The organism is Mycobacterium kansasii ATCC 12478, from assembly GCF_000157895.3.
In the GTDB taxonomy this organism is placed as follows: Bacteria; Actinomycetota; Actinomycetes; order Mycobacteriales; family Mycobacteriaceae; genus Mycobacterium; species Mycobacterium kansasii.
The window spans coordinates 4,424,824-4,451,820 of sequence record NC_022663.1 but is presented as its reverse complement, the minus strand read 5'-3'; the positions used below and the strand labels follow the sequence as shown (position 1 = coordinate 4,451,820).

Here is a 26,997-nt window from a genome sequence, read left to right as displayed (position 1 = left end):
AGGAGCACCATGCCCAAGACCGCCGACTTCATCGTTGATCGCCTGCGACAGTGGGGAATTCACCGAATCTTCGGATACCCCGGCGACGGGATCTTATCGATGCTCGGCGCTTTGGACCGGGCCGGCGGGGACCCCGAACTGATCCAGCCGCGCCACGAGGAGATGGCCGCCTTCATGGCCACCGCGCACGCCAAGTTCACCGGCGAGATCGGCTGCTGCCTGGCCACCTCCGGCGGCGGGGCCATCCATCTGCTCAACGGCCTCTACGACGCCAAGCTCGACCACTATCCGGTGGTCGCCATCGTCGGTCAGCAGAAGCGGATGTCGCTCGGCGCGGCGTTCCAGCAGGAGATCGACCCGAACACGCTGTACAAGGACGTCTCCTCGGACTTCGTCCAGACCTGCATGACACCCGAACAGGCGCGGCATCTGGTGGATCGGGCGTGCAAGGTGGCGCTGAACAACCGGACGGTGGCGACCATCATCCTGCCCGAGGACGTGGGTGAATCCGACGCGGTGCCCTCGCCGCCGCGGATGCACGGCGCGGTGTTCAGCAGTATCGGCTGGACCAAGCCCCGGGTGATTCCGCCGAAGACCGAACTCGAGAAGGCGGCGCAGATCCTCAACTCCGGGGACAAGGTGGCGATCGTCGTCGGGCAGGGTGCGGCCGAGGCCGCCGACGAGGTCGTGCAGGCGGCGGAATTGCTGGGCGCCGGGGTGGCCAAGAGTTCACTGGGCCGTGCCGTGCTCCCCGATGACCTGCCCTATGTCACCGGCCCGATCGGGCTGTTGGGTTCCACCGCCAGCCAGGCGATGATGTCGGACGCCGACACCCTGTTCTTCATCGGCACCAGCTTCCCCTACGCGGAATGGTTACCGAAGGAGGGGCAATGCCGCGGCGTCGAGATCAATATCGACGGCCGGATGATCGGCACCCGTTATCCGATGGAGGCCAACCTGGTCGGGGACTCCAAAAACACGCTGCGCGAGCTGATTCCGCTGCTGCAACGCAAGGACGACAGGTCGTGGCAAGACAAGATCGAAAAAGAAGTCAAGGAGTGGTGGGCGGTTCTCGACAAGCGGGCCCACGACAAGGCCGATCCACTGAACCCGGAGCTGGTGGTGCATGAGCTGTCGAAGCGGCTGCCCGACAACGCGATCCTGACCACCGACGCGGGTTCGGTCGCCAACTGGTGGGCCCGCCACCTGCGGCTGCGCCCGGGTATGGCCGCTTCGCTGGCCGGAAACCTGGCCACCATGGGGCCGGGCACACCGTATGCGATCAGCGCCAAACTGGCCCATCCCGGACGTCCGGTGATCGCGCTGGTCGGTGACGGTGTGTTCCAGATGAACGGGCTGGCCGAGATGATCACCGTCAAGCGCTACAAGGACCGGCTTTCCGACGGCCCGCTGATCTTCTGCGTCTTCAACAACGAAGACCTCAACCAGGTGACCTGGGAGCAGCGGGCGATGGGTGGAGAGCCGAAATTCGAAGGTTCCCAATATATTCCAGATGTACCCTATGCGGAGTTTGCGAACCTGCTGGGTCTGACCGGGATTCGCTGCGACGATCCGGCCAAGATCGGCCAGGCCTGGGACCGGGCGCTGGCGGCCAGCACTCCGGTGGTACTGGAGGTGGTCGTCGACAAGGACATTCCGCCGGTCCCGCCGCACATCAAGACGATGATGGCGAAAAAGACCGCCAAGGCCGTGCTCAAAGATCCCGACCGGGTCAGCATCGCCAAAAAGGGCGCCAAGCAGAAGATGCACGAGTTCACCGAGTCGATCAAGAGTGTTGGCGGACGGAGCTCTGAGGACGGGGAGGAATGAGCCTGCTTCGCACCGACCAGGAGCGGACGATCCCGGCCCGGCCGGACACCCGCTTCGTGGCCGGAATGGCCACCGCCGACAAGGTCAACGTCACCGGGCTGGAAAACCAGCTGCGCCGCCATGTCAGCGGCGAAGTGCGCTTCGACACCGCCACGTTGGCGATGTACGCCAACGACGCGTCGAACTTCCGTCAGGTCCCGATCGGTGTGGTGATCCCCAAGACGCTCGACGACGTCGTGCAGACGATCCGGGCCTGTCACGCCTACCGCGCCCCGGTGCTGTGCCGCGGCGGCGGGACGAGCCTGTCCGGTGAGACGGTCAATGTCACTGTGGTGATCGATTTTTCGAAATACCTCACCGACATCGTCGACATCAACCCGCAGCGCCGGCTGGCCACCGCGCAGACCGGAGTGATCAACGAGCAGCTCAACAAGGCCACCGGCGAATACGGATTGGTGTTCGGCCCCGACCCGTCGTCGCATTCGCGGTGCACGCTGGGCGGCAACCTCGGCAACAACTCGTGCGGCGTGCACTCGATCCAATCGCAGTTCTACGGGCCGGGACCGCGAACGTCGGACAACACCTATGCGCTCGACATCGTCACCTACGACGGCGCGCGGTTCACCGTCGGCGTCGACGAGGAAAAGGATCTGGACGCGATCATCGCCGCGGGCGGCCGCAAGGGCGAAATCTATGCGGCACTACGGGATTTGCGCGACGAGTACGCCGACGACATCCGCAAGGGCTTCCCCTCGGTGGACGAGCTGCCGCGGCGGGTTTCCGGCTACAACCTCGACGAGTTGCTGCCCGAGAAGGGATTCAATGTTGCCCGCGCCCTGGTCGGTACCGAAAGTACCTGCGCGGTGGCACTTACCGCCACCGTGATGCTCACCCCGGCGATGACGCACCGCACGGTTGTCGTGGTCCACTTCGATTCCCTCGGCGAGGCCGGCGACATGGCGCCGGAGATGATGGAGTGGAAACCGATCGGGCTCGAGGCCGTCGACCACCTGCTGGTGCATGACCAGGAGCTGACCGGCACGAACCCGGCCGGCCGTGCGGCCTTACCGCGTCCGAACTCCACCGGCGCCTGGCTGATGGTGCAGTTCGGCTCCGACGATCCCGACGAATCACTGGACCGCGCCGAAGAATTCGTGCGGTGGCTGAAGAAGAAAAAGCGGATCGACGACGACCGCATCGTGCTGGCCCGCAGCAAGCAGGACGGCGGCAACAGCGCCGAGCTCTGGGCAATCCGCGAGGCCGGCCTGGGGTCCACCGCTTTTCCCATCGACAGTGGCAACCACTGGCCGGGCTGGGAGGACTCCGCGGTGCCCTGGCGCCGGGTCGGCGACTACGTGCGCGACCTCCAACAGCTGTACGCCGAGTACCACCTGCGCGGCGCCATGTATGGACATCTCGGTCAGGGATGCATCCACTCCCGGGTGAAGTTCGACCTACGCCACCGGGACGGACTGCGTACCTACCGCAATTTCCTGGAAGCCGCCGGCGATCTGGTGGCCTCCTACGGCGGCTCGATGTCCGGCGAGCACGGTGACGGGCAACAACGCGCCGAACTGCTCGGCAAGCAGTACGGTCCGCGGCTGCTCGAAGCGATGCGAAAATTCAAACTGATCTGGGATCCCGAGTGGAAAATGAACCCGGGCAAGGTGATCGATCCCTATCGGTTCGACGAGAACCTCAAGCTGGGCACCGACTACAACCCGTGGCGGCCCGCGGTGAAATTCGCCTACCCCGAGGACCATGGCGATTTCTCGCATGCGGCACTGCGCTGCGTTGGGGTCGGCAAGTGCCGGGTTCCCGAGGCGCAGACCACCATGTGCCCCAGCTATCAGGTGACCAGGGAAGAGAAGCACTCCACCCGCGGACGCGCCCGGTTGCTGTTCGAAATGCTGCGCGGCGAGGTGATCACCGACGGCTGGCAATCAGCCGAGGTGGCCGACGCGCTGGATCTGTGCCTGGCGTGTAAGGGCTGCACCAGCGACTGTCCGGTCGACGTGGACATTCCGACCTACAAGGCCGAATTCCTCTACCATCATTTCCGGTCGCTGCGACGCTGGCGCCCACGGTATGCCTACGCGTTCGGGTTTATCGATCAGGCCGCCAGGTTGGCCAGCGCCATGCCGGAGTTGGCGAACTTCGCCACCCAAACCCCCGTCCTATCCCGAATTGCCAAGGCGATAGCTGGAATCGACCGGCGTCGGCCGCTGCCCACCTTCGCGCCGATGACGCTGCAACAGTGGTTCGCCCGGCGTCCGGTCGTCAATGCCGGCGGGCGGCGGGTCATCCTGTTTCCCGACACCTTCAACAACCGGCTGCACACCGATGTCGGGGTGGCCTGCGTGCAAGCCATCGAGGCGGCCGGTTGGCAGGTCGTCATGCCGATGGGGCACATCTGTTGCGGACGCCCACTGTATGACTACGGCTTTCTCGACATCGCCGAGCGTTACCTGCAGCGTGTCATCGGGCGGCTGCGCAGCGAAATCCGCGCTGGCACACCGATCGTCGGGATGGAGCCGAGCTGCCTGGCCGTCTTCAAAGACGAACTTCCCAAACTGCTGCCCAACGACGACGACGCGGACCGGTTGGTGCGCAACAGTTATCACTTCGCGCAGTTCTTCACGCAATTCGACGTCGAAGCGCCCAAAGTCGCTGGCGCGCGGGCGCTGCTGTGGGGTCACTGCCACCAGCGGGCCACCGGCGGGGTCGACGCCGATCAGCAGGTGCTTCAGCAGATGGGCATCGGCGTCCAACCGGTCTCCGGCGGGTGCTGCGGGCTGGCCGGGTCCTGGGGATTCGAGCAAGGTAAGTACCAACTCTCGCTCGAGTGTGGCGAACAGGCGTTGCTACCGGCCATCCGGAAGAATCGCGATGCGCTGGTGGTGGCCAACGGGTTCTCCTGCCAGACCCAGATCAGCGATTCCGGATCGGCGAACGCGCTGCACCTGGGGCAAGTGATGGCCATGGCCAACGCATCGGCTGACATCGGCTCGGCGGTTCCCCCGGGTCGGCCCGCGCCGGACTCGCGCACCCGCGCCACCCGGGTGGCGGTTCCGACGGCGGCACTGGGCGCCGCCGCGGTAGGCGGTGCCGCCCTGGCGCGGAAATTCGGGACCGCCCGGCGAGCCTCCTAGGAAGGCTGCGACAAACGGCGCCGGCAATCGCCGACGTCGCATGCGCGTCTTGTTACCTTCCGCTACTGTCACATCGATCCCCGAGGCTGCCGGGCCGGGATACTCGTTCTGCCCGGCTCACAGCGACAAGCTCAGGCGCCCAACGGCTTTGCCGCTAGCAGGTGGGCAAGCTGCACACCCGCCCCGGTGCCGGTATCGGTGCGGCAGGTGTGGTTCAGACGACTCCGGAGCGGCGCCGAGCGAATCCGCTGGTTTCGCGTTTCCTGCCCGTCGAGTCCCGCCGAGGACTATGGCGAGCGCCGTCGCCAAGGCCCCGACGCCCGGCAGCGAGCCACGGTGTCGGCCGGCCCGCCGCTGCGTTGCATGCCGCATGGCGGCGTCGTTTGGCCAGCAATTCGCGGGGTATCCGAAACCCATGGCGTTCGCCGAATATCAGAACGAGCTGTATCAACAGGGACAGGCCGGCCGCCAGCCGCCGTATCCGATCCACTTCGCCGAGCTGGAGGCCAAGGCAGCGGCGGCCATGCCGGCGAAAGTGCTGGGATACGTCGCCGGTGGCGCCGGAGACGAGCACACCCAGCGCGCCAACGTCGAAGCCTTCAAGCGTTGGGGGGTATTCCCCCGCATGGGGATTGCTCCCACCGAACGCGATTTGTCCATCGAGTTGTTCGGCATCAGGTTGCCGTCCCCGGTCTTCATGGCGCCCATCGGTGTCATCGGTGTGTGCGCCCAGGACGGCCACGGCGACCTGGCAGCGGCCCGGGCGTCGGCCCGCACCGGGGTGCCGTTCTTCGTGGGGACACTGACGGCCGACCCGATGGAAGACGTCGCCGCCGAACTCGGCGACACACCCGGATTTTTCCAGCTGTATACGCCGCCGGACCGCGAGATGGCCACCAGCCTGGTGCGCCGGGCCGAAGCGTGCGGCTTCAAGGCCATCGCGGTCACCCTCGACACCTGGGTCACCGGTTGGCGGCCGCGCGACCTGAGCGCCGGCAACTACCCACAGGTGCCCAGCGGTTGCCTGAGCAACTACACCTCCGATCCGGTTTTTCGCGCCAGCCTGCAGCCGGGCGAGGACGCGACGGAGGCGGCGGTGCGCAAATTGCCGATCTTCGGAGGCCCGTTCCGGTGGGACGACCTGGAGTGGCTGCGGTCGCAGACCGACTTGCCGCTGATGGTCAAGGGCATCTGTCACCCCGACGATGTGCGCCGCGCCAAAGACCTTGGAGTCGACGGCATTTACTGTTCCAATCACGGCGGCCGGCAAGCCAACGGCGGACTGCCCGCACTGGATTGCCTACCTGGAGTGCTCGCAGCCGCCGACGGGCTGCCGGTGCTATTCGACTCGGGCATCCGCGGCGGCGCCGACATCATCAAGGCCCTGGCGATGGGAGCAACCGCCGTGGGGATCGGCCGGCCCTATGCCTACGGACTGGCGCTTGGCGGTGTCGACGGCATCGTGCACGTATTGCGCTCGCTGCTGGCCGAGACGGACCTGATCATGGCGGTCGACGGCTATCCCTCCCGAAAGGACCTGACGCCCGAGGCATTACAACGCGTCGAGGCTTACTCATAGCTTCCCTCGAGATACCAGCGCCGCTGGCGGTAGCACAGCAGCAACGCGCGCTCATCCTCCAGCAATACCTGGGCCCGGGCGGTGCGGCTTCCTCCTTGGCCGGCTTCGGGCCGGTCATCCCACCACCGCTCGTCGACCGGCCATGGTCCAGCCCACCAGCGCAGCCGATCGTCTCGACCACGGGACGTCAATCGCGCCGGGTCGGCGGAGAACATCCCCCGGCCGGTTACCCGTACCTGATTACCCTGGGCGTCAAGCAATTCCACCGGATCGTCGAGCAGCACCGCCGGCGACGGCTCAGGCAGCTGGCCCGGCCACGGCTGATTCGGGTCGGCTTGCGGCACCGGCTCGTCGCCGAGCGGGGTCAACGTGATGCGCTCGGCCGGCCCTCGACCGCCGGACAGCACCGGCACCTGCACCGCCTCCGGGCCCAGCAGACCTTGCACCCGCACCAGCGCCCGACGTGCCCGCAGCCTGTCTTCTTCACCCAGTCCGCCCCATAGCGGCAACTGCAGCGCCTCGGCGGACACCACCTCGATCGCCTGTAACCGCAGCCGCGTCACCGGCGCGGTGGGCCGGTCGCGGGCGGTCCGGTTGGTCAACCATCCGTCCAGTTGCCAGCGCACCCGGTCGGCGGTGCCATCTTCGGTCAGCGGTTCGGCGCAGCGCCACACCCGGCTGCGCTCTTCGCCGTTGGCGGTGACCGCGTGGATGGCCAGCCGGGTACATCCCACACCGGCGGCCATCAGCGCCTGATGCAACGTTCCGGCCAGCGACCGCCCGGCAAATGCCGCGGCATCGATCCGGTCGATCGGTGGCTCGCAGTGCAGTACGGCGTCGAGTTCCGGTGGCGGTTCGCGTCCGGAGGGCAGGCGTTCGGGTTCACCGCGGGCGAACCGGTGCGCGACCACCGCGTCGGCGCCGAACCGGGATGCGATGTCGGTGCGGGACAATGCGGCGAACTGACCGATGGTGCGAATCCCCATCCGCCACAACAGATCCGTCAACTCCTCTCGCCCCGGCCCGGACAGGCTCGGCTCGGTGGCAAGCTGGCGGATCGACAACGCCGACAAGAATTGCGCGTCCTGCCCGGGATCCACGACGCGACCGGCACGCGCTGCGTAAACCGCGGTGGACAATTCGTCGGCGATCCCGACCTGACACTCGGCGCCCGCTACAGCCACCGCGTCGATCAGCCGCTCGGCCGCCTGCTGCTCGGACCCGAAAAACCGCGCCGCGCCGCGCACCGGCAACACCAAGAGCCCGGGCCGCAACACCTCGGCGCGGGGCACCAGATCATCTACCGCCGCGATCACCCCTTCGAAAAAACGGGCGTCGCGGTCGGCGTCGGCGGTCGCGATGTGCAATTGCGGACAACGGGCCGCCGCCTCCCGGCGCCGTAGCCCACGGCGTACTCCGGCCGCACGCCCCGTCGCCGAACAGGCAATCACCCGGTTGGCCAAAGTGACCGCGACCGGAGCCGTCGCCGGCAGGCCCGCGGCCGCGGCAGCCGCGACCGCGGGCCAGTCCATGCACCAAATCGCCAGCACTCGGGACGAGGCCACCAGGTTCACCCCGTTAGCACTCGGCCGACCGGCTGCCCCCGCGCGCATCCGCTGACCTGTAGCCGCACCCGGCTGACCCGGCCGAATCCGGGTGTGGGTGTGCCCCGGCTGCCCGCCGTGATCTCATAGCCACAAACCCTGGCTTCCAACCGCGTCGACGCCCCTTCCCAGTCGCCGTCGGTGACCAGCAGCGTGCACCCCTTATGCCGGGCGCGGGCCACCACGGCCCGCGCCCGGGTCCGTGTCACCCGGTGTCCGCCCAGGCCGAGGACCACCAGATCCATGCCGTCGAGGAGCACCGCGGCCACTTCCACCGGATCGGCCCCGGGATCCGGTATCACCGCGAGCCGGCTCAGGTCGGCTCCCATCTCCACGGCGGCCAGCAGCCCGATATCCGGTTGACCGACGATGGCGGCGTTGCCCCCGGCCGCCGTCACCGCGGCCACCATGCTCAGCAGCAGCGAGCGGGCTCCGGACAGCATCGCCACCGTTCCCCGGGGCAGCAGTGCCGGCAACTCCGGGACCGCCAGCGTGGATTCCGATTCCGGCAGCAGGTCATCGGAACGAACAAGGTCTTTTCCGGACAGCACAGCGATCTGCCGGCGCAACGATTCCAGCTGCTCAGCACGGCTTCCATGCGGTGGGCGGGAGGCGAAAGCCGCAGTCATGACTCGCCCTCCTACCAGCTCCTGGACTCGATATTTTCGAATATATGTTCGATACAGTCGAGTAAACACCCACTCCGCGACAGCCGTCAAGAAACGTGAGAAGCTGCTGTGTGCGCTCGATGCTGGTGTGGCTGATGGTGTGTTTCGGCAGCGTTTTCGCACCGGCCAGCAGCGCTGCCGGATCCTGTCAACCGGCGGAGCTGTTCGCCACCGACAACACCTGGGTCATCACCGGCTCCGATGCGAAGGCAACCGGCCAATTGCACGGCGACTTGGAGCCCTTCGAGCGGCAAGCCGTGGTGACCATCGCCCAGACCGGCGCCGAGGTGCGGGGATCGACCTTGGTCGACGGGGTGTTCTGGTCCGCTACGCTGCAGCAGATCGCCTACGAGCGCGCCCGCCAGTTCCATCTCTGCGTTGTCGACGAACCCACACTGCACACCGCCGCCGAGGCGATGAATCGCCAGTTCCACCAGGAAACGGCGCTGACGTTCGAATATCTCCCGCAAGGCGCGCCCCGAGCCGACGCGATGCTCATTGCGGTGCCCGGCATCGACCTCGCGCGTTTCGGCGATGCGCTGACGGCAGATTCAGCCGCACGTCAGCGACTGCTGGGCGGATCCATCACCACGGCCGACCGCACCTTGCTCCTGGTCGCCGCCAACCGCGATCTCGATATTGCCCGCCACCTCGTCGAGCAGGCCGGCGGGTCCTGGACCGCGGCCACCATCAACTACGGCAGGCGCGAACTCGTCCAGACGTAACCGCCATGGCTGCGGTCGATGTCCGAGCCACGACCGTGGCGGCATTTCGGTGCCCGGCCCTGAGGTGAAGTGACTCCCGGCTACTCCCACTCGATGGTGCCCGGCGGCTTGCTGGTGATGTCCAGCACCACGCGGTTGACCTCGGGCACCTCGTTGGTGATGCGGGTCGAGATGCGCTCGAGCACCTCGTAGGGCACCCGGGTCCAGTCGGCGGTCATGGCGTCCTCACTGGATACCGGGCGCAGCACGATCGGATGCCCGTAGGTGCGGTTGTCGCCTTGCACCCCGACCGAACGGATGTCGGCCAGCAGCACCACCGGGCACTGCCAGATCCGGTTGTCCAAACCTGCGGCCGTGAGTTCCTCGCGCGCGATCGTGTCGGCGCGCCGCAGCGTGTCCAGCCGCGCAGCAGTGACCTCACCGACGATCCGGATACCCAGGCCTGGCCCCGGAAATGGTTGGCGCGCAACGATTTCCTCCGGCAGACCCAACTCCCGCCCCACCGCGCGCACCTCGTCTTTGAACAACAGCCGCAGCGGCTCAACGAGTTTGAACTTCAGGTCCCCGGGCAGCCCGCCGACATTGTGGTGGCTCTTGATGTTCGCGGTGCCACTGCCGCCGCCGGATTCCACCACGTCGGGATACAACGTGCCCTGCACCAGGAACTCAACCTCGCGTCCGTCCAACACATCTCGCACCGCGCTCTCGAAGGCCCGGATGAACTGCCGGCCGATGATCTTGCGCTTGCCCTCGGGATTGCTCACCCCCGACAGCGCCGCCAGGAAGGTGTCGGCCGCGTCGACGGTCACCAGGTTGGCCCCGGTGGCCGCCACGAAGTCACGCTCCACCTGCGCACGCTCACCGGCGCGCAACAATCCGTGGTCCACGAAGACGCAGGTCAACCGGTCCCCGATGGCGCGCTGCACCAGCGCCGCGGCCACCGCGGAATCCACCCCGCCGGAAAGTCCGCAGATCGCATGACCGTCGTCGCCGATCTGCGCACGCACCTGCTCGATCAGCGCGCTGGCGATGTTGGCCGGCGTCCACTCCGCGCCGATCCCGGCGAACTCGTGCAGAAACCGGCCCAGCACCTGCTGCCCGTGCGGAGTGTGCAGCACCTCCGGGTGGTACTGCACCCCGGCCAGGCGGCGCTCCCGGTTCTCGAAGGCGGCAACCGCCGCGCCCGCGCTGCTGGCCACCACCTCGAATCCATCGGGAGCGGCCGTCACGGCGTCACCGTGGCTCATCCACACCGGCTGAACCGCGGGTAGATCCGAATGCAGCGTGCCGCCAAGGACTTTCAGCTGGGTACGGCCATACTCGCTGGTGCCGGTATGGGCGACGGTCCCGCCGAGTGCCTGTGCCATCGCCTGAAACCCATAGCAGATACCGAAAACCGGTACATCCAAGTCGAAAAGCGCCGGGTCAAGTTGCGGAGCGCGCTCGGCGTAGACGCTGGCCGGCCCGCCGGACAGCACCAGCGCCAGCGGATCACGGGCTTTGATCTCCTCGATGGCGGTGGTATGCGGGATCACTTCGGAATACACCCGGGATTCTCGGATGCGCCGGGCGATCAATTGGGCGTATTGGGCACCGAAATCGACGACGAGCACCGGCCGCGGCGAGGCTGATTTCACGGGCACTGAGTCTAACGGCTACCGAAACTCAACTGTTCCGCCCGCTCCCGACGAGACGGCCTCGGGCAGCGAAAACGCGCTGCGCAGCGCGTCAATGGCGTGCTGGTCACCGGCAAACCTGATCCGGCGCAGCGCTGCCGCACGCTCGGCGTCGCCCGCCCCGAGGCGGGCGGTGACCAGATCCGCCGCGCTGGCGGTGATGGTGACCGACGGTTGGCCGACAGCGCCGGCCAGACGTCCTTGTGTGACGGCGAACTCGAAACGGCGCCCGTCGATCTCGGCACGGCAGGTCGCCTCCACGCCGGCGGCGCCGGCCGAGTTGAAGCCCAGCAGGATTCCGGCAAGAAACCCGTTCAACGGTGACACCGGACCGCTGTCGATCGGATCAACCCGGTCCAGGCCGAACCAGGCGAGGCTCTGCAAGACGGGCAGCACCCGCCGCCAGCCGAGGTCGCTGAGGGTGTAGACGGTGCGCCCGACCGGGGCCGGCAGGTCGGTCCGGTCGATGAGTCCGGCGTCGTGGAGTTCTTTGAGCCGCTCGGCAAGCAGGTTGGTCGCGATGCCGGGCAGCTCGGCGCGCAGGTCACCGTAGCGACGGGCTCCCCCGACCAGCTCGCGCAGGATCAGCAAGGTCCATCGCTCACCCAGCACGTCGAGCCCGCGCGCAATGGGGCAGTTCTGGTTGTAGTTGCGGGCGGCCACGCCGTCAGCCTAACCGGGTCAGACAATTTTCTCAACTTATTACTTGATTTATTAGTCTAGTAACTTTAGCGTCTTGTCCATGAACACTCGACCAGTCATCCGCCCGCACCCCATTCCTGCGCTCGCCGTCATCTGCCTGTCCGTCTTCGTCATCAGCGTCGACGCCACCATCGTCAACGTCGCGCTGCCCACGCTGTCGCGCGAACTCGGCGCCGACACCGCGGCGCTGCAATGGATCGTCGACGCCTACACCCTGGTCATGTCCGGCCTGTTGCTGTCGGCCGGCAGCCTGTCCGACCGCTACGGCCGGCGCGGCTGGCTCATTGCCGGCCTCGCGCTGTTCGCGATGACCTCAGGCGTTGCCGCACAGGTGAATTCGGCGGATGCGCTGATCGCGGCCCGAGCCGCCATGGGTGTCGGCGCGGCGGTGATCTTCCCGACCACTCTGGGCCTGATCACCAACATCTTCACCGACCCCGCGACCCGGGCCAAGGCGATCGGAGTGTGGGCGGCCATGGTGGGCGTCGGGGTGGCCGTCGGGCCGATCAGTGGCGGCTGGCTGCTCGAACACTTCTGGTGGGGCTCGATCTTCATGGTCAACATCCCAATCGCGGTCATCACCATCGCCGGCGGAATGCTCTTCGTCCCGACCTCGCACGACCCGGCGGCAGCCCGGGTCGACGTCCCCGGCCTGCTGCTGTCGGCGGCCGGGATCACCGCCCTGGTCTACACCGTCATCGAGGCCCCCGCCCGGGGCTGGACCAGCGACCGAACCGCCATCGGATTCGGCTTGGCCACAATGGTTCTCGTTGCCTTTGCGCTGTGGGAACGGCGCAGCAGCCACCCGATGGTGGACGTGTCGGTATTCGCCGACCGTCGATTCTCCGGCGGCAGCCTGGCGGTGACCGCCGGCTTCCTGACGCTGTTCGGCTTCATCTTCGTCATCACCCAGTACTTCCAATTCATCAAGGAATACCGGGCATTCGAGACCGGGGTGCGGCTGCTGCCGGTGGCCCTCTCGATCGCGCTGGCCAGCATCCTGGGGCCGCGGCTGGTCGAGCGGATCGGCACCACCGCCGTCGTCGCCGCCGGTCTGGGCGTGTTCGCCGCGGGCCTGGCCTGGGCGTCGACGGCCGATGCCGCCACGCCCTATCGCGAGATCGCGATGCAGATGCTCCTGCTCGGCGGCGGGCTCGGCCTCACGACCGCACCGGCCACCGAGGCGATCATGGGCTCCCTTTCGGCCGACAAGGCCGGGGTCGGCTCGGCCGTCAACGACACCACCCGCGAACTCGGCGGTACCCTCGGCGTGGCCATCGTGGGCAGTGTCTTCGCGTCCGTGTACTCGGGCCAGCTCGGCGCCAGCACGGCGCTGACGACACTGCCCGCCGACGTCCGCGCAGCCATGCAGCACTCAATCGCGGCCGCCTACAACGTGATCGGGCGGCTGCCGGGAGACCAAGCCGCCGCCGTCCGCGGCATGGTCGACCGCGCCTTCCTCGACGGCCTGCAGGCCGGATCCCTGGTCTGCGCCGGCATCGCGCTCGCCGCCGCCGTCGTCGTCGCCGCGTTCTTGCCGGCCCGCGCGCCGCACACAACCGCGCCCACCCCGGCAGTCGCACTGACGCAGGCGTAACAGGCTGCGGCTCAACACACCACAACCCCGTAAGACAGGAGACCAATGCGATGAGTAGCACCTATGCCTTGGGCCACAACGATATTGAGGTACAGCGGTTGCTGCTGCAGGGACGGCTGTACAACGACTACACCGAGCATGCGCTCCGGCTCGCCGGGCTGCGGCCGGGCATGCGGGTACTCGATGTCGGCTGCGGGCCCGGTGATGTGTCGTTCATCGCGGCCCGGCTGGTCGGCCCCACCGGAACCGTTCTCGGTGTGGACGCCGCCCCCGAGATGATCGGGCTCGCCCGCGCCCGCGCCGCCGAACAAGGTTTGCCTGCAGTGCGATTCAAGCAGGTCGCCATCGACGCGGTCAGCGAGGACGGACCCGTCGACGCGGTTGTCGGCCGGTTGATCCTGATGCACCTGCCCGACCCGCCCGCCACGCTGCGACACCTCAGCTCGTTGGTGCGCCCCGGCGGCATAATCGCTTTTTCCGAGAACGACATCACCGGGCCCCGCAGCGTCCCGGAGCTACCGCTCTTTCGGCGCGTGACGACGCGGATCGCCCGCGCCTTCGAGGCCATGGGGCTACCGCCGAGCTTCGGCACCAGCCTGCACACGGTGTTTCAAGACGCCGGTCTGGGCGCACCGCGCCTTACCCTCGGCACCCCCATCGGTACCGCCGCCGACACCGAGATCCTGGCCTACGCCGCCGAAGTATGGCGCTTGGTGTCCCCGATAGCACAACGGCTGGGCTTCGCCATCGACGAGCTCGCCGACATCGACGAATTCGTGCCGCGATTCCGCCGGGAGATGCTGGCGGTCAACGCCGTCGTCACCATGCCTCCGCTGATCACCGCGTGGGCCCGGGTACAGAAATGACCGGCAACCAGATCCATACCCAGTACTCGACTGGCCTGACTCAGGCCGATATCCGGCAGGCTCTGCTGTCCGCCGAAAAGGATCTCGAGCACCTGCGGCCCTCGGACCTGACGCTGCTGGAGGACTTCCACACGATGGGCCGCGTTGCCACAACGGAATTGGTCGGCCTGATCGAAATTACCGCCGGCATGCGGGTTCTCGACGCCGGCAGCGGGATCGGTGGTACCGCCCGGTTCGTCGCCGATCGGTGTCGGTGCCGGGTGACCGCGGTCGACCTGACCGATGAGTACTGCCAAACCAATCGTTGGCTCAATCGACTTGTCGGGCTCGACGAGCGCATTAGCGTCCGGCAGGCAGACGTCACCGAACTACCCTTTGCCGACGCCACTTTCGACGTTGTTTTCAGCCAGCATGTCCAGATGAACGTGGCCGACAAGACCCGCCTCTACCGGGAAGCGCGCCGGGTAACCGTCGCCGGTGGCGGACTCGCCATGTGGGACATCACCATTGGCGAGCCCGGCGAACTCGATTATCCGCTGCCCTGGGCCGACCAACCCGGACGTAGCCACCTGGTCACCGCCGGCGAGTTGCGCGCCGTCGTCGAGTCGGCCGGGTTCGCGGTCGAGCACTGGAGGGATCTCACCGAGCAGGCGGCCACGACGATGCGGCTGATGCTGTCACTGCCCGCCAACCCGCTCGGGCTGCACGCCTTCGTCGCCGACTTCGCACGGAAGGCCGAGAATCTCACCCGTGCGCTCGCCGACGGACGGCTGCGAGTGATCCGGGGTATCGCCAGAGCCGGGGCCAGGCCAATCGGTTAACTCGTTGCCGGCAATGGATTTCCATCGCGAAGCGCACCCATCGGCAGGAACTCTGGCGGGTCGTTACAGGGCGACGATGCGCGGGATCATTGCGGGATCATTGCGGGATCTTCGAGGGAGCTTTGCGGGATGATTGCACCCGCGCGTTCGTCGCTCACCGGGTCGTCCGGGGCCGCGGCGTAACCGCCCTGCCGCCGTGTTCGCCACCTCCGCCGGCTGCGTCGGCGCCGTCCCGCCTCACCTCGGATCCGCGGCTCCGGGATGCCCGATCCACATGAACGTGTCAGAGTCAGGCGCTAAGGTGCCGTCATCGCCAGGGTGACATGGTGAACTGGTGTCACCCGAAATAACTGTGAGCGGGAGCGAGGTTGCCTGTGCTGGGTCTGCCGGAGAAGGTGCGTGCCTGTTTGTTCGACCTCGACGGTGTCCTCACCGATACCGCCAGCGTGCATACCAAGGCCTGGAAGGCCATGTTCGACGCATACCTGTCCGAGCGGGCCGAGCACACCGGAGAACCCTTCGTCCCCTTCGATCCGGCCACCGACTACCGCCGGTACGTGGACGGCAAGAAGCGTGAGGACGGGGTGCGGTCCTTCCTGGACAGCCGGGGAATCCAGCTGCCCGACGGACATCCCGACGACCCCGGCGAGGCCGAAACGGTTTACGGGCTGGGCAACCGCAAGAACGACATGTTCCAGCAGGTCCTGCGCGACGAGGGGGTCGAGGTGTTCGAAGGATCGCGGCGCTACCTGGAAGCGGCCGCGGCGGCCGGGCTCGGCATCGCCGTGGTGTCGTCGAGCGCCAACACCCGCGACGTGCTCGAGATCACCGGCCTCGACCGGTTCGTCCAGCAGCGCGTGGACGGCATCCGGCTGCGCGAAGAGCACATCGCCGGCAAGCCGGCCCCCGACTCCTTCCTGCGCGGGGCCCAGCTGCTCGACGCCGATCCGGACGCGGCCGCCGTGTTCGAGGACGCGTTATCCGGCGTACAGGCCGGCCGGGCCGGTAATTTCGGCTTCGTGGTAGGAGTCGACCGAGTGGGCCAGGCCGAGGATCTGCGGCGCAACGGCGCCGACGTGGTGGTCAACGATCTCGCCGAACTGCTGTGAGGCATGATCCCCGATGATTACCGAAGAAGCCTTCCCTGTTGAACCGTGGCGGGTTCGCGAGACCAAGCTCGACCTGAACCTGCTGGCCCAGTCGGAATCGCTGTTCGCGTTGTCCAACGGACACATCGGCTTGCGCGGCAACCTCGACGAGGGCGAGCCGTACGGCCTGCCCGGCACCTACCTGAACTCCTTCTTCGAGATCCGGCCGCTGCCCTACGCCGAGGCGGGATACGGGTATCCCGAGGCCGGCCAGACCGTCGTCGACGTCACCAACGGCAAGATCCTGCGCTTGTTGGTCGACGATGAGCCGTTCGACGTCCGCTACGGCACGCTGATCTCACACGAGCGGGTTCTCGACCTGCGCGCCGGGACGCTGACCCGCCGGGCCCACTGGCAGTCGCCGGCGGGCAAGCAGGTCAAGGTGGTATCCACCCGACTGGTGTCCCTGGCCCACCGGGCCGCCGCGGCCATCGAGTACGTGGTGGAGGCCGTGGGCGAATTCTCGCTTGTCACAGTGCAATCCGAACTCGTCACCAACGAGGACCAACCGGAGACCTCCGCCGACCCGCGGGTGTCGGCGATCCTGGAGAAGCCGCTGGAGGCCGTCGACCACGAATGCACCGAGTGCGGCGCGCTTCTCATGCACCGCACCCGCAGCAGCGCCCTGATGATGGCCGCCGCGATGGACCATGAGGTCGAGGTCCCCGGGCGGGTCGAGATCACCACCGACGCACGCGCCGACTTGGCCAGGACCACCGTGATCTGCGGGCTGCGCCCGGGTCAGAAGCTGCGCATCGTCAAATACCTGGCGTACGGCTGGTCCAGCCTGCGCTCCCGCCCGGCGCTGCGCGACCAGGCCGCCGGGGCGCTGCACGGCGCGCGCTACAGCGGATGGCAGGGGCTGCTGGATGCGCAACGCGCCTACCTCAACGACTTCTGGGAGAACGCGGACGTCGAGGTGGAGGGCGACCCGGAGTCCCAGCAGGCGGTCCGGTTCGGGCTCTTCCACCTGTTGCAGGCCAGCGCGCGCGCCGAGCGCCGCGCCATCCCGAGCAAAGGCCTCACCGGTACCGGCTACGACGGACACGCCTTCTGGGACACCGAGGGTTTCGTGCTGCCGGTGCTCACCTACACCGCGCCGCACGCGGTCGCCGACGCGCTGCGGTGGCGGGCGTCGACGCTGAACCTCGCCAAGGAGCGCGCCGCCGAGCTCGGCCTCGACGGCGCCGCGTTCCCCTGGCGAACCATCCGCGGGGAGGAGTGCTCGGCCTACTGGCCGGCCGGCACGGCCGCCTGGCATATCAACGCCGACATCGCGATGGCGTTCGAGCGGTACCGGACCGTCACCGGCGACCACTCGCTCGAAAAGGACTGCGGCCTGGCCGTGCTGGTCGAAACCGCCCGGCTGTGGCTCTCGCTCGGCCATCACGACCGCCACGGCGTGTGGCATCTCGACGGGGTCACCGGCCCCGACGAGTACACCGCGGTGGTTCGCGACAACGTCTTCACCAATCTGATGGCCGCCCACAACCTGGTTACCGCCGCCGACGCCTGCCTGCGCCACCCGGAGACGGCCGAAACCATGGGCGTCACGACCGAAGAGATGGCCGCCTGGCGCGACGCCGCGGACGCCGTGAACATCCCCTACGACCAAGAGCTGGGGGTGCACCAGCAATGCGAGGGGTTCACCACGTTCGCCGAGTGGGACTTCGAAGCCAACACCACCTACCCGTTGCTGCTGCACGAGGCCTACGTGCGGCTCTACCCCGCGCAGGTGATCAAGCAGGCCGACCTGGTGCTGGCCATGCAGTTCCAGAGCCATGCCTTCACGGCGGAACAGAAGGCGCGCAACGTCGACTACTACGAGCGGCGGATGGTGCGTGACTCGTCGCTGTCGGCCTGTACCCAGGCGGTGATGTGCGCCGAGGTCGGGCATTTGGAGCTGGCCCATGACTATGCCTATGAAGCGGGCCTGATCGACCTTCGCGACCTGCACCGCAACACCCGCGACGGCTTACACATGGCCTCGCTGGCCGGCGCCTGGACGGCACTGGTCGGGGGCTTCGGCGGGCTGCGTGACGACGAGGGCGTGCTGTCCATCGATCCCCAACTGCCCGACGGCATTTCGCGGCTGCGCTTCCGGCTGCGGTGGCGGGATTTCGGGGTGACCGTCGACGCCAATCACTCCGACGTCACCTACACCCTGCGCGACGGTCCCGGCGGCGAACTGACGATCCGCCACGCCGGCGAGGACATCAAACTGGACACGTCGTCGCCGTCGACCATTGCCGTGCGCCCGCGCAAGCCGCTGCTGCCGCCACCGCCGCAGCCGCCCGGCCGCGAGCCGATCCACCGTCGGCGCATCGGCGGCCACTGACGCAGCCGCGGCGCCGCCGCGCGCGGGGACGCGCCGCGTCAGTGCGGTTCGAGTATCCGGGCGGCCTCAGCGATCACCGCCTGCCGCAGTTCGGCCTGCGGCAACTCGTCGAGTCCGGTCGCCGAGCGCAGCATGGGTTCGAACAGCCGCCAACCCAGTTGCAGCGCCATGTAATTGGCGACCGCCAGCCGCGCCCTGGAGTCGTCGCCGTGGCGGGTCCGCACGTAGTCCAGCAGTTCGGCGACGTTGGGGAAGCGGGTCCGTAGCTGCTCGGCCGAATACCCGTCGAGCAGCGTACGGGCCCACACCCGCATCTGCCGGTCGAGGGCGCGGTCGACAACCTCGGTGGACGCCCCGGAGTGCAGCAGCCCGGTGAGCTTGGCGCCCAGGTGGTTCAGCACGGCACCGACGAGTTGGTCCTTGGTCCCGAAATGCCGAAACACCAGCCCGTGGTTGACCTGCGATCGGGCGGCGATGTCGCGGATCGAGGTGGCGGCCGGGCCGCGCTCGGCGAACAGGTCGGCAGCGGCCTCCAGGACTGCGGCGGCCACCTCGTCTCGCCCGGTGGGCGTGGCACGGCGACCGCTTGCCGGTTGTGTAGTCACTCGACTACGCTACCCCATGTAGTCAACCGACTACACCCGTCTCCGAAGGACCATGCAATGACAGACCTGATAGCCGTGCAGAAGCTGGGCAGCCGTATCGGCGCCCAAATGGACGGTGTACGCCTTGGCGGTGACCTCGATCCCGCCGAGGTCGACCAGATCCGTAAGGCACTGCTGACCCATAAAGTGATCTTCTTCCGCAGCCAGCACCACCTCGACGACCAGCAGCAGCTGGCGTTTGCCGGCCTGCTGGGCGCGCCGATCGGGCACCCGGCCGCGGCCATGCTGGCCGCCGAGAACGCGCCGATCATCACCCCGATCAACTCCGAATACGGCAAGGCCAACCGCTGGCACACCGACGTCACCTTCGCCGCCAACTACCCTTCGGCCTCGGTGCTGCGCGCGGTCACGCTGCCCGGCTACGGTGGGTCGACGCTGTGGGCCAACACCGCGGCGGCCTACGAAGGGCTGCCCGAACCGCTCAAGTGCCTGACTGAAAACCTGTGGGCGCTGCACACCAACCGCCACGACTACCTGCATGCCGAACCATTGACCGAGGCCCAGCGGGCGCACCGGCAGGCGTTTCAGAAACCCGATTTCCAGACCGAGCATCCGGTGGTGCGGGTGCACCCGGAAACCGGTGAGCGCACCCTGCTGGCCGGCAGCTTCGTGCGCAATTTCGTCGGCTTGGACAGCCACGAGTCAAGCGTGCTCTTCGAATTACTGCAACGGCGAATCACCGCGCCGGAGAACACGATTCGCTGGAACTGGGAACGGGGCGATGTGGCCATTTGGGACAACCGGGCGACCCAGCACCGGGCCATCGACGACTACGACGACCAGCACCGGCTGATGCACCGAGTCACCCTGATGGGCGACGTGCCCGTCGACGTGCACGGCCGGCGCAGCCGCGTGGTCAGCGGCGCGCCACTGGCTTTGGCCGGCTGAGGAGCCGGCGGATCTAGCCTGTCTTGCTGACCGGATCGACCGGCAGCCACCGCAGCGCCCCGGGCGCGCCGGCGGGCACCACCGGGTGCTCGGGCTCGATGGGCTCCAGCCGGCGGTAGGCATCCCCCTGCAGCGGCCGCTGGTCGTTTTGGCCCTTGTTCGGCCAGAGCGACGCGGCGCGCTCGGCCTGGGCGGCGATGGACAGCGACGGGTTGACACCGAGGTTCGCCGAGATCGCGGCACCGTCGACGACGAACAGTGTCGGGTAGCCGTAGACCCGGTGGTAGGGGTCGATGACGCCGCTTTGGGGGCTGTCCCCAATCACGGCGCCACCGAGGAAGTGCGCGGTGAGCGGGATGTTGAACAGTTCGCCCCAGGTGCCGCCGGCCACGCCGTCGATCTTGGCGGCGATGCGTCGGGTGACCTCATTGCCGATCGGGATCCAGGTGGGGTTCGGCTGGCCGTGTCCCTGCTTGCTGGAGTACCAACGGATGCCGAGCTTCCCGCGCTTGGTGAACGTGGTGATCGAGTTGTCCAGGTGCTGCATCACCAGCGCGATCACGGTCCGCTCGCTCCACTGCCGGGGATTGAGCAGCCGGATCATCTTGCGCGGATTCTCGCCGGCCTGCTGCAGTAGCTGCCGCCAGCGCGGCGTGTCGGTGCCCTCGGGACCCGTCCCGTCGGTCATCAACGTCTGCAGCAGCCCCATCGCGTTGGACCCCTTGCCGTAGCGGACGGGCTCGATGTGGGTGTCCGGCGTCGGATGGATCGACGACGTGATGGCCACCCCGTGCGTCAGGTCCAGCTCCGGTGAGACCTTCAGCCGCGCGGCGCCGACAATCGACTCGGAGTTGGTGCGGGTCAATACGCCGAGCTTTTCGGACAGCTTGGCCAGCTTGCCGGCGTCGCGCATCTTGAACAGCAGATGCTGGGTGCCCCAGGTGCCCGCGGCCAAGATCAGGTACGTGGCGGTGAAGGTGCGCCGGTCGCGGCGCGCCCAACTGCCGGTGCGGACGGTGCGAACCTCCCACAGCCCGTCGGCCCGCTGTTCGAAGCCCTTCACCGTCGTCATCGGAATCACTCGTGCCCCAGCTGATTCCGCCAGCCCAAGGTAGTTCTTCAGCAACGTGTTCTTGGCGCCGTGGCGGCAGCCGGTCATGCACTCACCGCATTCGATGCAGCCGGTACGGGCCGGCCCGGCGCCGCCGAAATAAGGGTCGGGCACGGTTTTGCCCGGCGCCTTGGTGCCGTCGGGGCCGAAGAACACTCCGACCGGCGTCGGCACCCAGGTGTCACCGAATCCCATCTCGTCGGCGACTTCCTTGACGATACGGTCGGCGTCGGTGAAGGTCGGATTCTTCACCACGCCCAGCATCCGCTGCGCCTGCTCGTAATGCGGCATCAGCTCGTCGCGCCAATCACTGATGTGCTGCCACTGCTGGTCCTTGAAGAACGGCTCCGGCGGTACGTACAAGGTGTTGGCGTAGTTCAGTGACCCGCCGCCCACCCCGGCGCCCGCCAGGATCATCACGTTGCGCAGCGGGTGGATGCGCTGGATTCCATAGCAACCCAATCGGGGTGCCCACAAGAACTTACGCAGATCCCAGGACGTCTTGGCGAACTCCTCGTCGGAAAACCGGCGGCCCGCCTCCAGCACACCGACCCGGTAGCCCTTCTCTGTCAGCCTCAGCGCGCTGACACTGCCGCCAAAACCCGAACCGATAATCAGGACGTCGTAATCCGGCTTCATCGCGCCAGTATGACCTTCTTTACATTCGGGCCGTCAATCGGCCACCCTTACTAGTTGAAGAAGCCCGACTGGTCATCGCCGGTGTTGAAACCGCCCGAGCTGTTGGTGCCCGAGTTCGCGATGCCTGAGCTGAAGGTGCCCGAGTTCGCGATGCCGTTCGTGCCGGTGCCCGAGTTGCCGAAGCCGTCGTTGCCCGAGCCCGTGTTGAAGAAGCCCACGTGGAAGTCGCCCACGTTGTTGAAGCCCGAGGTAAAGCCCGCACCCGTGTTCGTGTTCATGAAGCCGGAGGTGAAGCTGCCCGAGTTGTTGAAGCCCGACAGAGCGGTGCCCGTATTGCCGAAGCCCGAGACCGAACCCGGCTGAGTGTCCGGGCTGCCAATGCCCGTGTTGACGCTGCCCGCATTGAACAGACCGGTATTGGTGGCACCCGAATTAAAGAACCCGGTGTTGAGGTCGCCCGAGTTGAAGCTGCCCGTGTTTCCGCCGTTCGCGAAGTTGTCGCCACCCGAGTTGAAACTGCCGGTGTTTTCGCCGCCCGAGTTAGCGAAGCCCACATTCCCATTGCCGCCGTTGCCGACGCCTACGTTGCCCAAGCCCGCGTTGCCGAAACCGAAGTTTAGGCTGCCACCGTTCCCGAAGCCGGTGTCGAAGGAACCCGCATTCCAGAAGCCCGTGTCGGTGTTACCCGCGTTCGCGAAACCGAAGTTTCCGTTCCCCGAGTTGAAGAACCCCACGTTGTTGCTGCCGGAGTTGAAGAACCCAATGTTGTTGTCGCCGGCGTTCCCGATGCCAAGGTTTCCGATACCCGCGTTCAGCGCACCGATGCCCACCATGTTGTCGCCAGTGAGCCCGAAACCGATGTTGTTGTTGCCGTTGTTGCCAAAGCCTAGGTTGTTGTTGCCGAGGTTCCCGAAGCCCACGTTAGAGGTGCCGCGGTTACCGCTGCCAAAGTTGAAGTCGCCGATATTGGCCGTGCCGAAGTTGGTGTTCCCGATGTTGGCGCTGCCTAGGTTACCGTTGCCGAGGCGGTTGCCGAAGCCGAAATTGTTATCGCCGACAACGTTTCCGAAGCCGAAGTTCCCGTTACCGCGGTTTCCGCTGCCGAAGTTGAGATTGCCGCGGTTTCCGTAGCCGAAGTTGGTGTTGCCGGTGTTGCCGCTGCCCAGGTTGAACAGGCCGGTGTTACCGCCACCGAAGTTCGCATTGCCGGTGTTCCCGCTGCCCAGGTTCGCATTGCCGGTGTTCCCGCTGCCCAGGTTGTAGTCGCCGATATTGCCGATGCCCAGGTTGCCCACCCCGATGTTGCCGATAGTCAACCCGGGTATGACGGAGGCGGCCGCACCGGGCGCGGCTCCCAGCGCTTGTTGCCACGGCGCTAGCCGGGCAGCCAGCGCTGATGCCCCACCGTGATAGCCCACCATCGCCGCCACATCCTGGGCCCATAACTGTTCGTACGCGGCCTCCGTCGCCGCGATCGCGGGCGCATTCTGCCCAAACAGGTTGGACAGCACCAGTGACACCAGCTGATTGCGGTTAGCCGCTACCAATCCCGGGTGCACCATGGCGCCCAAGGCCGCCTCGAACACCGCCGCGGCCGCCCTCGCCTGAGCGGCCGCACCCGCAGCTCGGGCCGCTGCCGCGCTCAGCCAGTTCGCGTACGGGGCAACAGCGGCGGCCATCGCCATCGCCGCCGGACCCTGCCAGGACCCGGCAGTCAGCCCCGAGGTCACCGCCGAGAACGAACTCGCCGCGTCGCCCAACTCGGCGGCCAGTCCATCCCAGGCCGCCGCGGCCGCCAGCGTCGGGCCGGACCCCGCGCCGGCCAACATCAGCGCCGAGTTGATCTCCGGAGGCAATACCACAAAATTCACGACAGCAACCCCTCCTCAGAAGCTGCCGGGCAGCGGAGCTGGATCACCACCGAAGCGACTACCACGCGTCGCTACGCGCTCCGCAACGACTCACCCATGCTCATCGCAACGACTTTGTTGCCAGCAGCAACCATTTCCGTGCAGCAGACACTACTCCGGTTCCGCAGCAAATATCTCCAATTCGCAGTGGCAACCATGATGTTCGCGGCTGGATCAACGCAGACCCGCACCGCCATTGAGCGCGGCCGCGACCGCTGTTAACGGCGCTGCTGTCGGCGTTCGCGATCAAGTCGCGACCGTCAGCCCGACTTTCTGGAATTCCTTGAGGTCGCAATAACCGGCTTTGGCCATTGATCGACGCAGCCCGCCGACCAGATTGAGGGTGCCGAACGGGTCGTCGGACGGCCCGTTGAGCAGCCGTTCCAGCGGCGGCCGCTCACCCACCGCGATCTGCAGCAACGCTCCGCGCGGCAACGACGGGTGCGCCGCAGCGGCCGGCCAGAACCAGCCCTGCCCCAGCGCCTCGGCGGCCTCGGCCAACGGTGTGCCGAGCACCACCGCGTCGGCCCCGCAGGCGATGGCCTTGGCCAGCTCACCGGAGGTGTGGATATCGCCGTCGGCCAGCACGTGCACGTAGCGGCCGCCGGTCTCGTCGAGGTATTCGCGCCGTGCGGCCGCGGCGTCGGCGATCGCGGTGGCCATCGGCACGCTGATGCCCAGCACCTCGTCGGTGGTGGTCACCCCTTGCGTGGAGCCGTAGCCCACGATGACGCCGGCGGCGCCGGTGCGCATCAGGTGCAGGGCTGTGCGGTGATCCTGCACGCCGCCGGCGACCACCGGAATGTCGAGCTCGGCGATGAAGGTCTTCAGGTTCAGCGGCTCCCCATCGCTGGCTACCCGCTCGGCCGAGACGATCGTGCCCTGGATGACCAGCAGGTCGATCCCGGCCTGCAGCAGCACCGGGGTCAGTGACTGGGCGTTTTGCGGACTGACCCGCACCGCGGTGATCACCCCGGCTTCCCGGATACGGGCGACGGCGGCGCCGAGCAGCTCGGGGTTCAACGGCGCCGCATGCAGCTCCTGCAGCAGCCGGATCGCCGCCGACGGTTCGGGGGCGGCCGCTGCAGCTTCTAGCAGCTGGGCGATCTTGGCCTCGACGTCGGCGTGCCGGCCGATCAGTCCCTCGCCGTTGAGCACGGCCAGGCCGCCCAGGCGGCCCAGCTCGATCGCGAACTCCGGCGACACCAGGGCGTCCGTAGGGTGTGCCAGCAACGGGATTTCGAACCGGTAGGCGTCAAGCTGCCAGGCCGTGGACACGTCTTTCGACGAACGGGTCCGCCGCGACGGCACGATGCTGATGTCGCTGAGTTCGTAGGTGCGCCGTGCCGTGCGGCCCATGCCGATCTCGACCATGATGCGCCGTCAGCGAGCGTAGTAGTTGGGCGCTTCGACGGTCATGGCGACGTCGTGCGGGTGGCTCTCTTTGAGACCGGCCGCCGTGATCCGGACGAACTGCGCCTGCTGCAGCACTTCGATGGTGGGCGAGCCGGTGTAGCCCATCGCCGCGCGCAGGCCGCCGGTCAGCTGGTGGATCACCGAATTCAGCGGGCCGCGGAACGGCACCCGGCCCTCGATCCCCTCGGGCACCAACTTGTCCTCGGAGAGCGCGTCGTCGGCGAAGTAGCGGTCCTTGGAGTACGACTTGCCCCCGCCCCGGCCTTGCATGGCTCCCAGCGATCCCATGCCGCGGTAGCTCTTGTACTGCTTGCCGTTGACGAAGATCAGCTCGCCGGGCGCCTCGGCGGTGCCGGCCAGCAGCGAACCGAGCATGGTCGTCGACGCGCCCGCGGCCAGCGCCTTGGCGATATCGCCGGAATACTGCAGTCCCCCGTCGGCGATCACCGGCACACCCGCCGGCCGGCACACCGCGACGGCTTCCAGGATCGCGGTGATCTGGGGTGCGCCGACACCGGCCACCACCCGGGTCGTGCAGATCGAGCCCGGGCCCACGCCCACCTTCACCGCGTCGGCGCCGGCGTCGACCAGGGCTGCGGCCGCCGACCTGGTGGCGACGTTGCCGCCGACCACATCGACCCGGTCGCCCACTTCGGCCTTGAGCTTGCGGACCATATCGAGCACCAGCCGGTTGTGGGCGTGCGCAGTGTCGACGACCAGCACGTCGACCCCGGCGTCCACCAGCATCATGGCGCGCACCCACGCATCGCCGCCGACCCCGACGGCGGCACCGACCAGCAGCCGGCCGTCGCTGTCCTTGGTGGCCAGCGGATGCTGCTCGGTCTTGACGAAATCCTTCACGGTGATCAGGCCGGTCAGCCGGCCCCGCCCGTCCACGACGGGCAGCTTCTCTATCTTGTGCCGGCGCAACAGGCCCAGCGCAGCCGACGCACTGACCCCCTCCTGGGCGGTGATCAGCGGGGCTTTGGTCATCACCTCGGCGACCTGCTTGCCCTGATCGACCTCAAAGCGCATGTCCCGATTGGTGATGATGCCGACCAGCGCACCGTCGTCGTCGACCACCGGCAACCCGGAGATCCGGAACCGGGCGCACAGCGCATCGACCTGGGCCAAGGTGTTGTCCGGTCGGCAGGTGACGGGATCGGTGACCATGCCGGCCTCGGAGCGCTTGACCATTTCGACTTGGCCGGCCTGTTCGGCGACCGGAAGATTGCGGTGCAGCACGCCCATACCGCCGGCCCGGGCCATCGCGATCGCCATGCGAGATTCGGTGACGGTGTCCATCGCCGAGCTGACCAGCGGTACCTTGAGCCTGATCTTCGTGGTGAGCTGGCTGGAAGTGTCGGCCGTCGCGGGCACCACATCCGAGGCCGCGGGCAGCAACAGCACGTCGTCGAACGTCAGCCCCAGCATGGCCACCTTGTGCGGGTCGTCGCCGCCGGTGGGCACCGAGTCACCGGTCAGGCCCCCGACGTGCGCATCGCGCACATACGGGCTGCCGACCAGGTCGGAGCTTTCTTCCAGGCGAGACATGCCACGGGACATCGGGGGGCCCTCCATACGCATGCGGAGTGAGAAACCCATCCTATCGGCTCCCGCCCCGGCGACGACGCAGGCCGCGAAGCGGCGTGAGATCGCGGT

The 26,997-nt window shown here is 67.4% G+C and carries 19 protein-coding genes; 10 read left to right on the top strand and 9 right to left on the bottom strand.

Features of this window, described 5'->3' with window-relative positions:
• Positions 1-9: 9 nt before the first annotated feature.
• The 3 genes from MKAN_RS19470 to MKAN_RS19460 all read left to right on the top strand — a co-directional run bounded on the left by MKAN_RS19470 (position 10) and on the right by MKAN_RS19460 (position 6,561).
• Entirely contained in the window at positions 10-1,830 is a 1,821-nt protein-coding gene (locus MKAN_RS19470; RefSeq protein ID WP_023371215.1) for a thiamine pyrophosphate-requiring protein, read from the top strand.
• On the top strand, positions 1,827-4,982 hold the full coding sequence (locus MKAN_RS19465) for an FAD-binding and (Fe-S)-binding domain-containing protein (protein WP_023371213.1): 3,156 nt from the start codon (positions 1,827-1,829) through the stop codon (positions 4,980-4,982). The genes MKAN_RS19470 and MKAN_RS19465 overlap by 4 nt, the downstream gene beginning before the upstream one ends.
• Positions 4,983-5,397: 415 nt before the next feature.
• Positions 5,398-6,561, top strand: a complete 1,164-nt coding sequence (locus MKAN_RS19460) for an alpha-hydroxy-acid oxidizing protein (RefSeq protein WP_036391586.1) — start codon at positions 5,398-5,400, stop codon at positions 6,559-6,561.
• Here the strand turns inward: MKAN_RS19460 and MKAN_RS19455 are convergent.
• Positions 6,552-8,129, bottom strand: a complete 1,578-nt coding sequence (locus tag MKAN_RS19455) for a DNA polymerase Y family protein (RefSeq protein WP_160937523.1) — start codon at positions 8,127-8,129, stop codon at positions 6,552-6,554. The genes MKAN_RS19460 and MKAN_RS19455 overlap by 10 nt on opposite strands.
• 2 nt (positions 8,130-8,131) lie before the next feature.
• A complete protein-coding gene (locus tag MKAN_RS19450; RefSeq protein ID WP_023371207.1) occupies positions 8,132-8,794 on the bottom strand; it encodes a hypothetical protein in 663 nt (220 codons plus the stop codon).
• Between the two features lie 119 nt (positions 8,795-8,913).
• Here MKAN_RS19450 and MKAN_RS19445 point away from each other — a divergent pair, with 119 nt between their 5' ends.
• Positions 8,914-9,558 (top strand): hypothetical protein, encoded by a 645-nt coding sequence (locus MKAN_RS19445; protein WP_230589196.1) that lies wholly within the window; start codon positions 8,914-8,916, stop codon positions 9,556-9,558.
• An 80-nt stretch (positions 9,559-9,638) separates the two neighbouring features.
• Here MKAN_RS19445 and guaA read toward each other — a convergent pair whose 3' ends face one another.
• Together guaA and MKAN_RS19435 are read right to left on the bottom strand one after the other, a co-directional pair.
• Positions 9,639-11,201 carry a glutamine-hydrolyzing GMP synthase gene (gene guaA / locus MKAN_RS19440; RefSeq protein WP_172836664.1) on the bottom strand — a complete coding sequence of 521 codons (1,563 nt, stop codon included), beginning with the start codon at positions 11,199-11,201 and terminating at the stop codon, positions 9,639-9,641.
• Positions 11,202-11,213: 12 nt separating this feature from the next.
• On the bottom strand, positions 11,214-11,897 hold the full coding sequence (locus MKAN_RS19435; protein WP_023371201.1) for a winged helix-turn-helix transcriptional regulator: 684 nt from the start codon (positions 11,895-11,897) through the stop codon (positions 11,214-11,216).
• Between the two features lie 79 nt (positions 11,898-11,976).
• Here MKAN_RS19435 and MKAN_RS19430 point away from each other — a divergent pair, with 79 nt between their 5' ends.
• The 5 genes from MKAN_RS19430 (at position 11,977) to MKAN_RS19410 (ending at position 18,706) form a co-directional block, all read left to right on the top strand.
• The gene (locus tag MKAN_RS19430) at positions 11,977-13,533 is read left to right on the top strand and encodes an MFS transporter (protein WP_023371199.1); all 1,557 of its coding nucleotides are present in this window, start codon (positions 11,977-11,979) and stop codon (positions 13,531-13,533) included.
• Positions 13,534-13,583: 50 nt separating this feature from the next.
• Positions 13,584-14,399: a class I SAM-dependent methyltransferase gene (locus MKAN_RS19425; RefSeq protein ID WP_023371197.1), complete on the top strand. Its 816-nt coding sequence runs from the start codon at positions 13,584-13,586 to the stop codon at positions 14,397-14,399.
• Positions 14,396-15,220, top strand: a complete 825-nt coding sequence (locus MKAN_RS19420; protein WP_023371195.1) for a class I SAM-dependent methyltransferase — start codon at positions 14,396-14,398, stop codon at positions 15,218-15,220. Before MKAN_RS19425 ends, MKAN_RS19420 begins: the two co-directional genes overlap by 4 nt.
• A 374-nt stretch (positions 15,221-15,594) precedes the next feature.
• The gene (locus tag MKAN_RS19415) at positions 15,595-16,329 is read left to right on the top strand and encodes a beta-phosphoglucomutase family hydrolase (protein WP_023371193.1); all 735 of its coding nucleotides are present in this window, start codon (positions 15,595-15,597) and stop codon (positions 16,327-16,329) included.
• A 13-nt stretch (positions 16,330-16,342) separates the two neighbouring features.
• Positions 16,343-18,706 (top strand): glycoside hydrolase family 65 protein, encoded by a 2,364-nt coding sequence (locus MKAN_RS19410; protein WP_023371191.1) that lies wholly within the window; start codon positions 16,343-16,345, stop codon positions 18,704-18,706.
• 38 nt (positions 18,707-18,744) lie between these two features.
• Here MKAN_RS19410 and MKAN_RS19405 read toward each other — a convergent pair whose 3' ends face one another.
• Positions 18,745-19,311 (bottom strand): TetR/AcrR family transcriptional regulator, encoded by a 567-nt coding sequence (locus MKAN_RS19405; protein ID WP_023371189.1) that lies wholly within the window; start codon positions 19,309-19,311, stop codon positions 18,745-18,747.
• Between the two features lie 57 nt (positions 19,312-19,368).
• On the opposite strand from MKAN_RS19405, the gene MKAN_RS19400 reads away from it, so the two are divergent.
• A complete protein-coding gene (locus MKAN_RS19400) occupies positions 19,369-20,259 on the top strand; it encodes a TauD/TfdA dioxygenase family protein (RefSeq protein ID WP_023371186.1) in 891 nt (296 codons plus the stop codon).
• Between the two features lie 13 nt (positions 20,260-20,272).
• Here MKAN_RS19400 and MKAN_RS19395 read toward each other — a convergent pair whose 3' ends face one another.
• From MKAN_RS19395 to guaB, 4 genes are all read right to left on the bottom strand, one after another.
• Entirely contained in the window at positions 20,273-22,009 is a 1,737-nt protein-coding gene (locus MKAN_RS19395) for a GMC oxidoreductase (RefSeq protein WP_023371184.1), read from the bottom strand.
• A gap of 50 nt (positions 22,010-22,059) precedes the next feature.
• Positions 22,060-23,880, bottom strand: a complete 1,821-nt coding sequence (locus MKAN_RS19390; protein WP_023371182.1) for a PPE family protein — start codon at positions 23,878-23,880, stop codon at positions 22,060-22,062.
• A gap of 285 nt (positions 23,881-24,165) precedes the next feature.
• The gene (locus MKAN_RS19385) at positions 24,166-25,293 is read right to left on the bottom strand and encodes a GuaB3 family IMP dehydrogenase-related protein (protein WP_023371178.1); all 1,128 of its coding nucleotides are present in this window, start codon (positions 25,291-25,293) and stop codon (positions 24,166-24,168) included.
• A gap of 9 nt (positions 25,294-25,302) precedes the next feature.
• Positions 25,303-26,901: an IMP dehydrogenase gene (guaB, locus tag MKAN_RS19380; protein WP_036391574.1), complete on the bottom strand. Its 1,599-nt coding sequence runs from the start codon at positions 26,899-26,901 to the stop codon at positions 25,303-25,305.
• Positions 26,902-26,997 lie beyond the last annotated feature (96 nt).

What these genes read in the sequence shown, in the direction of transcription:
- MKAN_RS19470 (WP_023371215.1), top strand. Translation starts at nt 10, where the DNA reads ATGCCCAAGACCGCCGACTTCATCGTTGATCGCCTGCGACAGTGGGGA.
- MKAN_RS19465 (WP_023371213.1), top strand. Translation starts at nt 1,827, where the DNA reads ATGAGCCTGCTTCGCACCGACCAGGAGCGGACGATCCCGGCCCGGCCG.
- MKAN_RS19460 (WP_036391586.1), top strand. Translation starts at nt 5,398, where the DNA reads ATGGCGTTCGCCGAATATCAGAACGAGCTGTATCAACAGGGACAGGCC.
- MKAN_RS19450 (WP_023371207.1), bottom strand. Translation starts at nt 8,794, where the DNA reads ATGACTGCGGCTTTCGCCTCCCGCCCACCGCATGGAAGCCGTGCTGAG.
- MKAN_RS19445 (WP_230589196.1), top strand. Translation starts at nt 8,914, where the DNA reads ATGCTGGTGTGGCTGATGGTGTGTTTCGGCAGCGTTTTCGCACCGGCC.
- MKAN_RS19430 (WP_023371199.1), top strand. Translation starts at nt 11,977, where the DNA reads ATGAACACTCGACCAGTCATCCGCCCGCACCCCATTCCTGCGCTCGCC.
- MKAN_RS19425 (WP_023371197.1), top strand. Translation starts at nt 13,584, where the DNA reads ATGAGTAGCACCTATGCCTTGGGCCACAACGATATTGAGGTACAGCGG.
- MKAN_RS19420 (WP_023371195.1), top strand. Translation starts at nt 14,396, where the DNA reads ATGACCGGCAACCAGATCCATACCCAGTACTCGACTGGCCTGACTCAG.
- MKAN_RS19410 (WP_023371191.1), top strand. Translation starts at nt 16,343, where the DNA reads ATGATTACCGAAGAAGCCTTCCCTGTTGAACCGTGGCGGGTTCGCGAG.
- MKAN_RS19400 (WP_023371186.1), top strand. Translation starts at nt 19,369, where the DNA reads ATGACAGACCTGATAGCCGTGCAGAAGCTGGGCAGCCGTATCGGCGCC.
- MKAN_RS19395 (WP_023371184.1), bottom strand. Translation starts at nt 22,009, where the DNA reads ATGAAGCCGGATTACGACGTCCTGATTATCGGTTCGGGTTTTGGCGGC.
- MKAN_RS19385 (WP_023371178.1), bottom strand. Translation starts at nt 25,293, where the DNA reads ATGGTCGAGATCGGCATGGGCCGCACGGCACGGCGCACCTACGAACTC.
- guaB (WP_036391574.1), bottom strand. Translation starts at nt 26,901, where the DNA reads ATGTCCCGTGGCATGTCTCGCCTGGAAGAAAGCTCCGACCTGGTCGGC.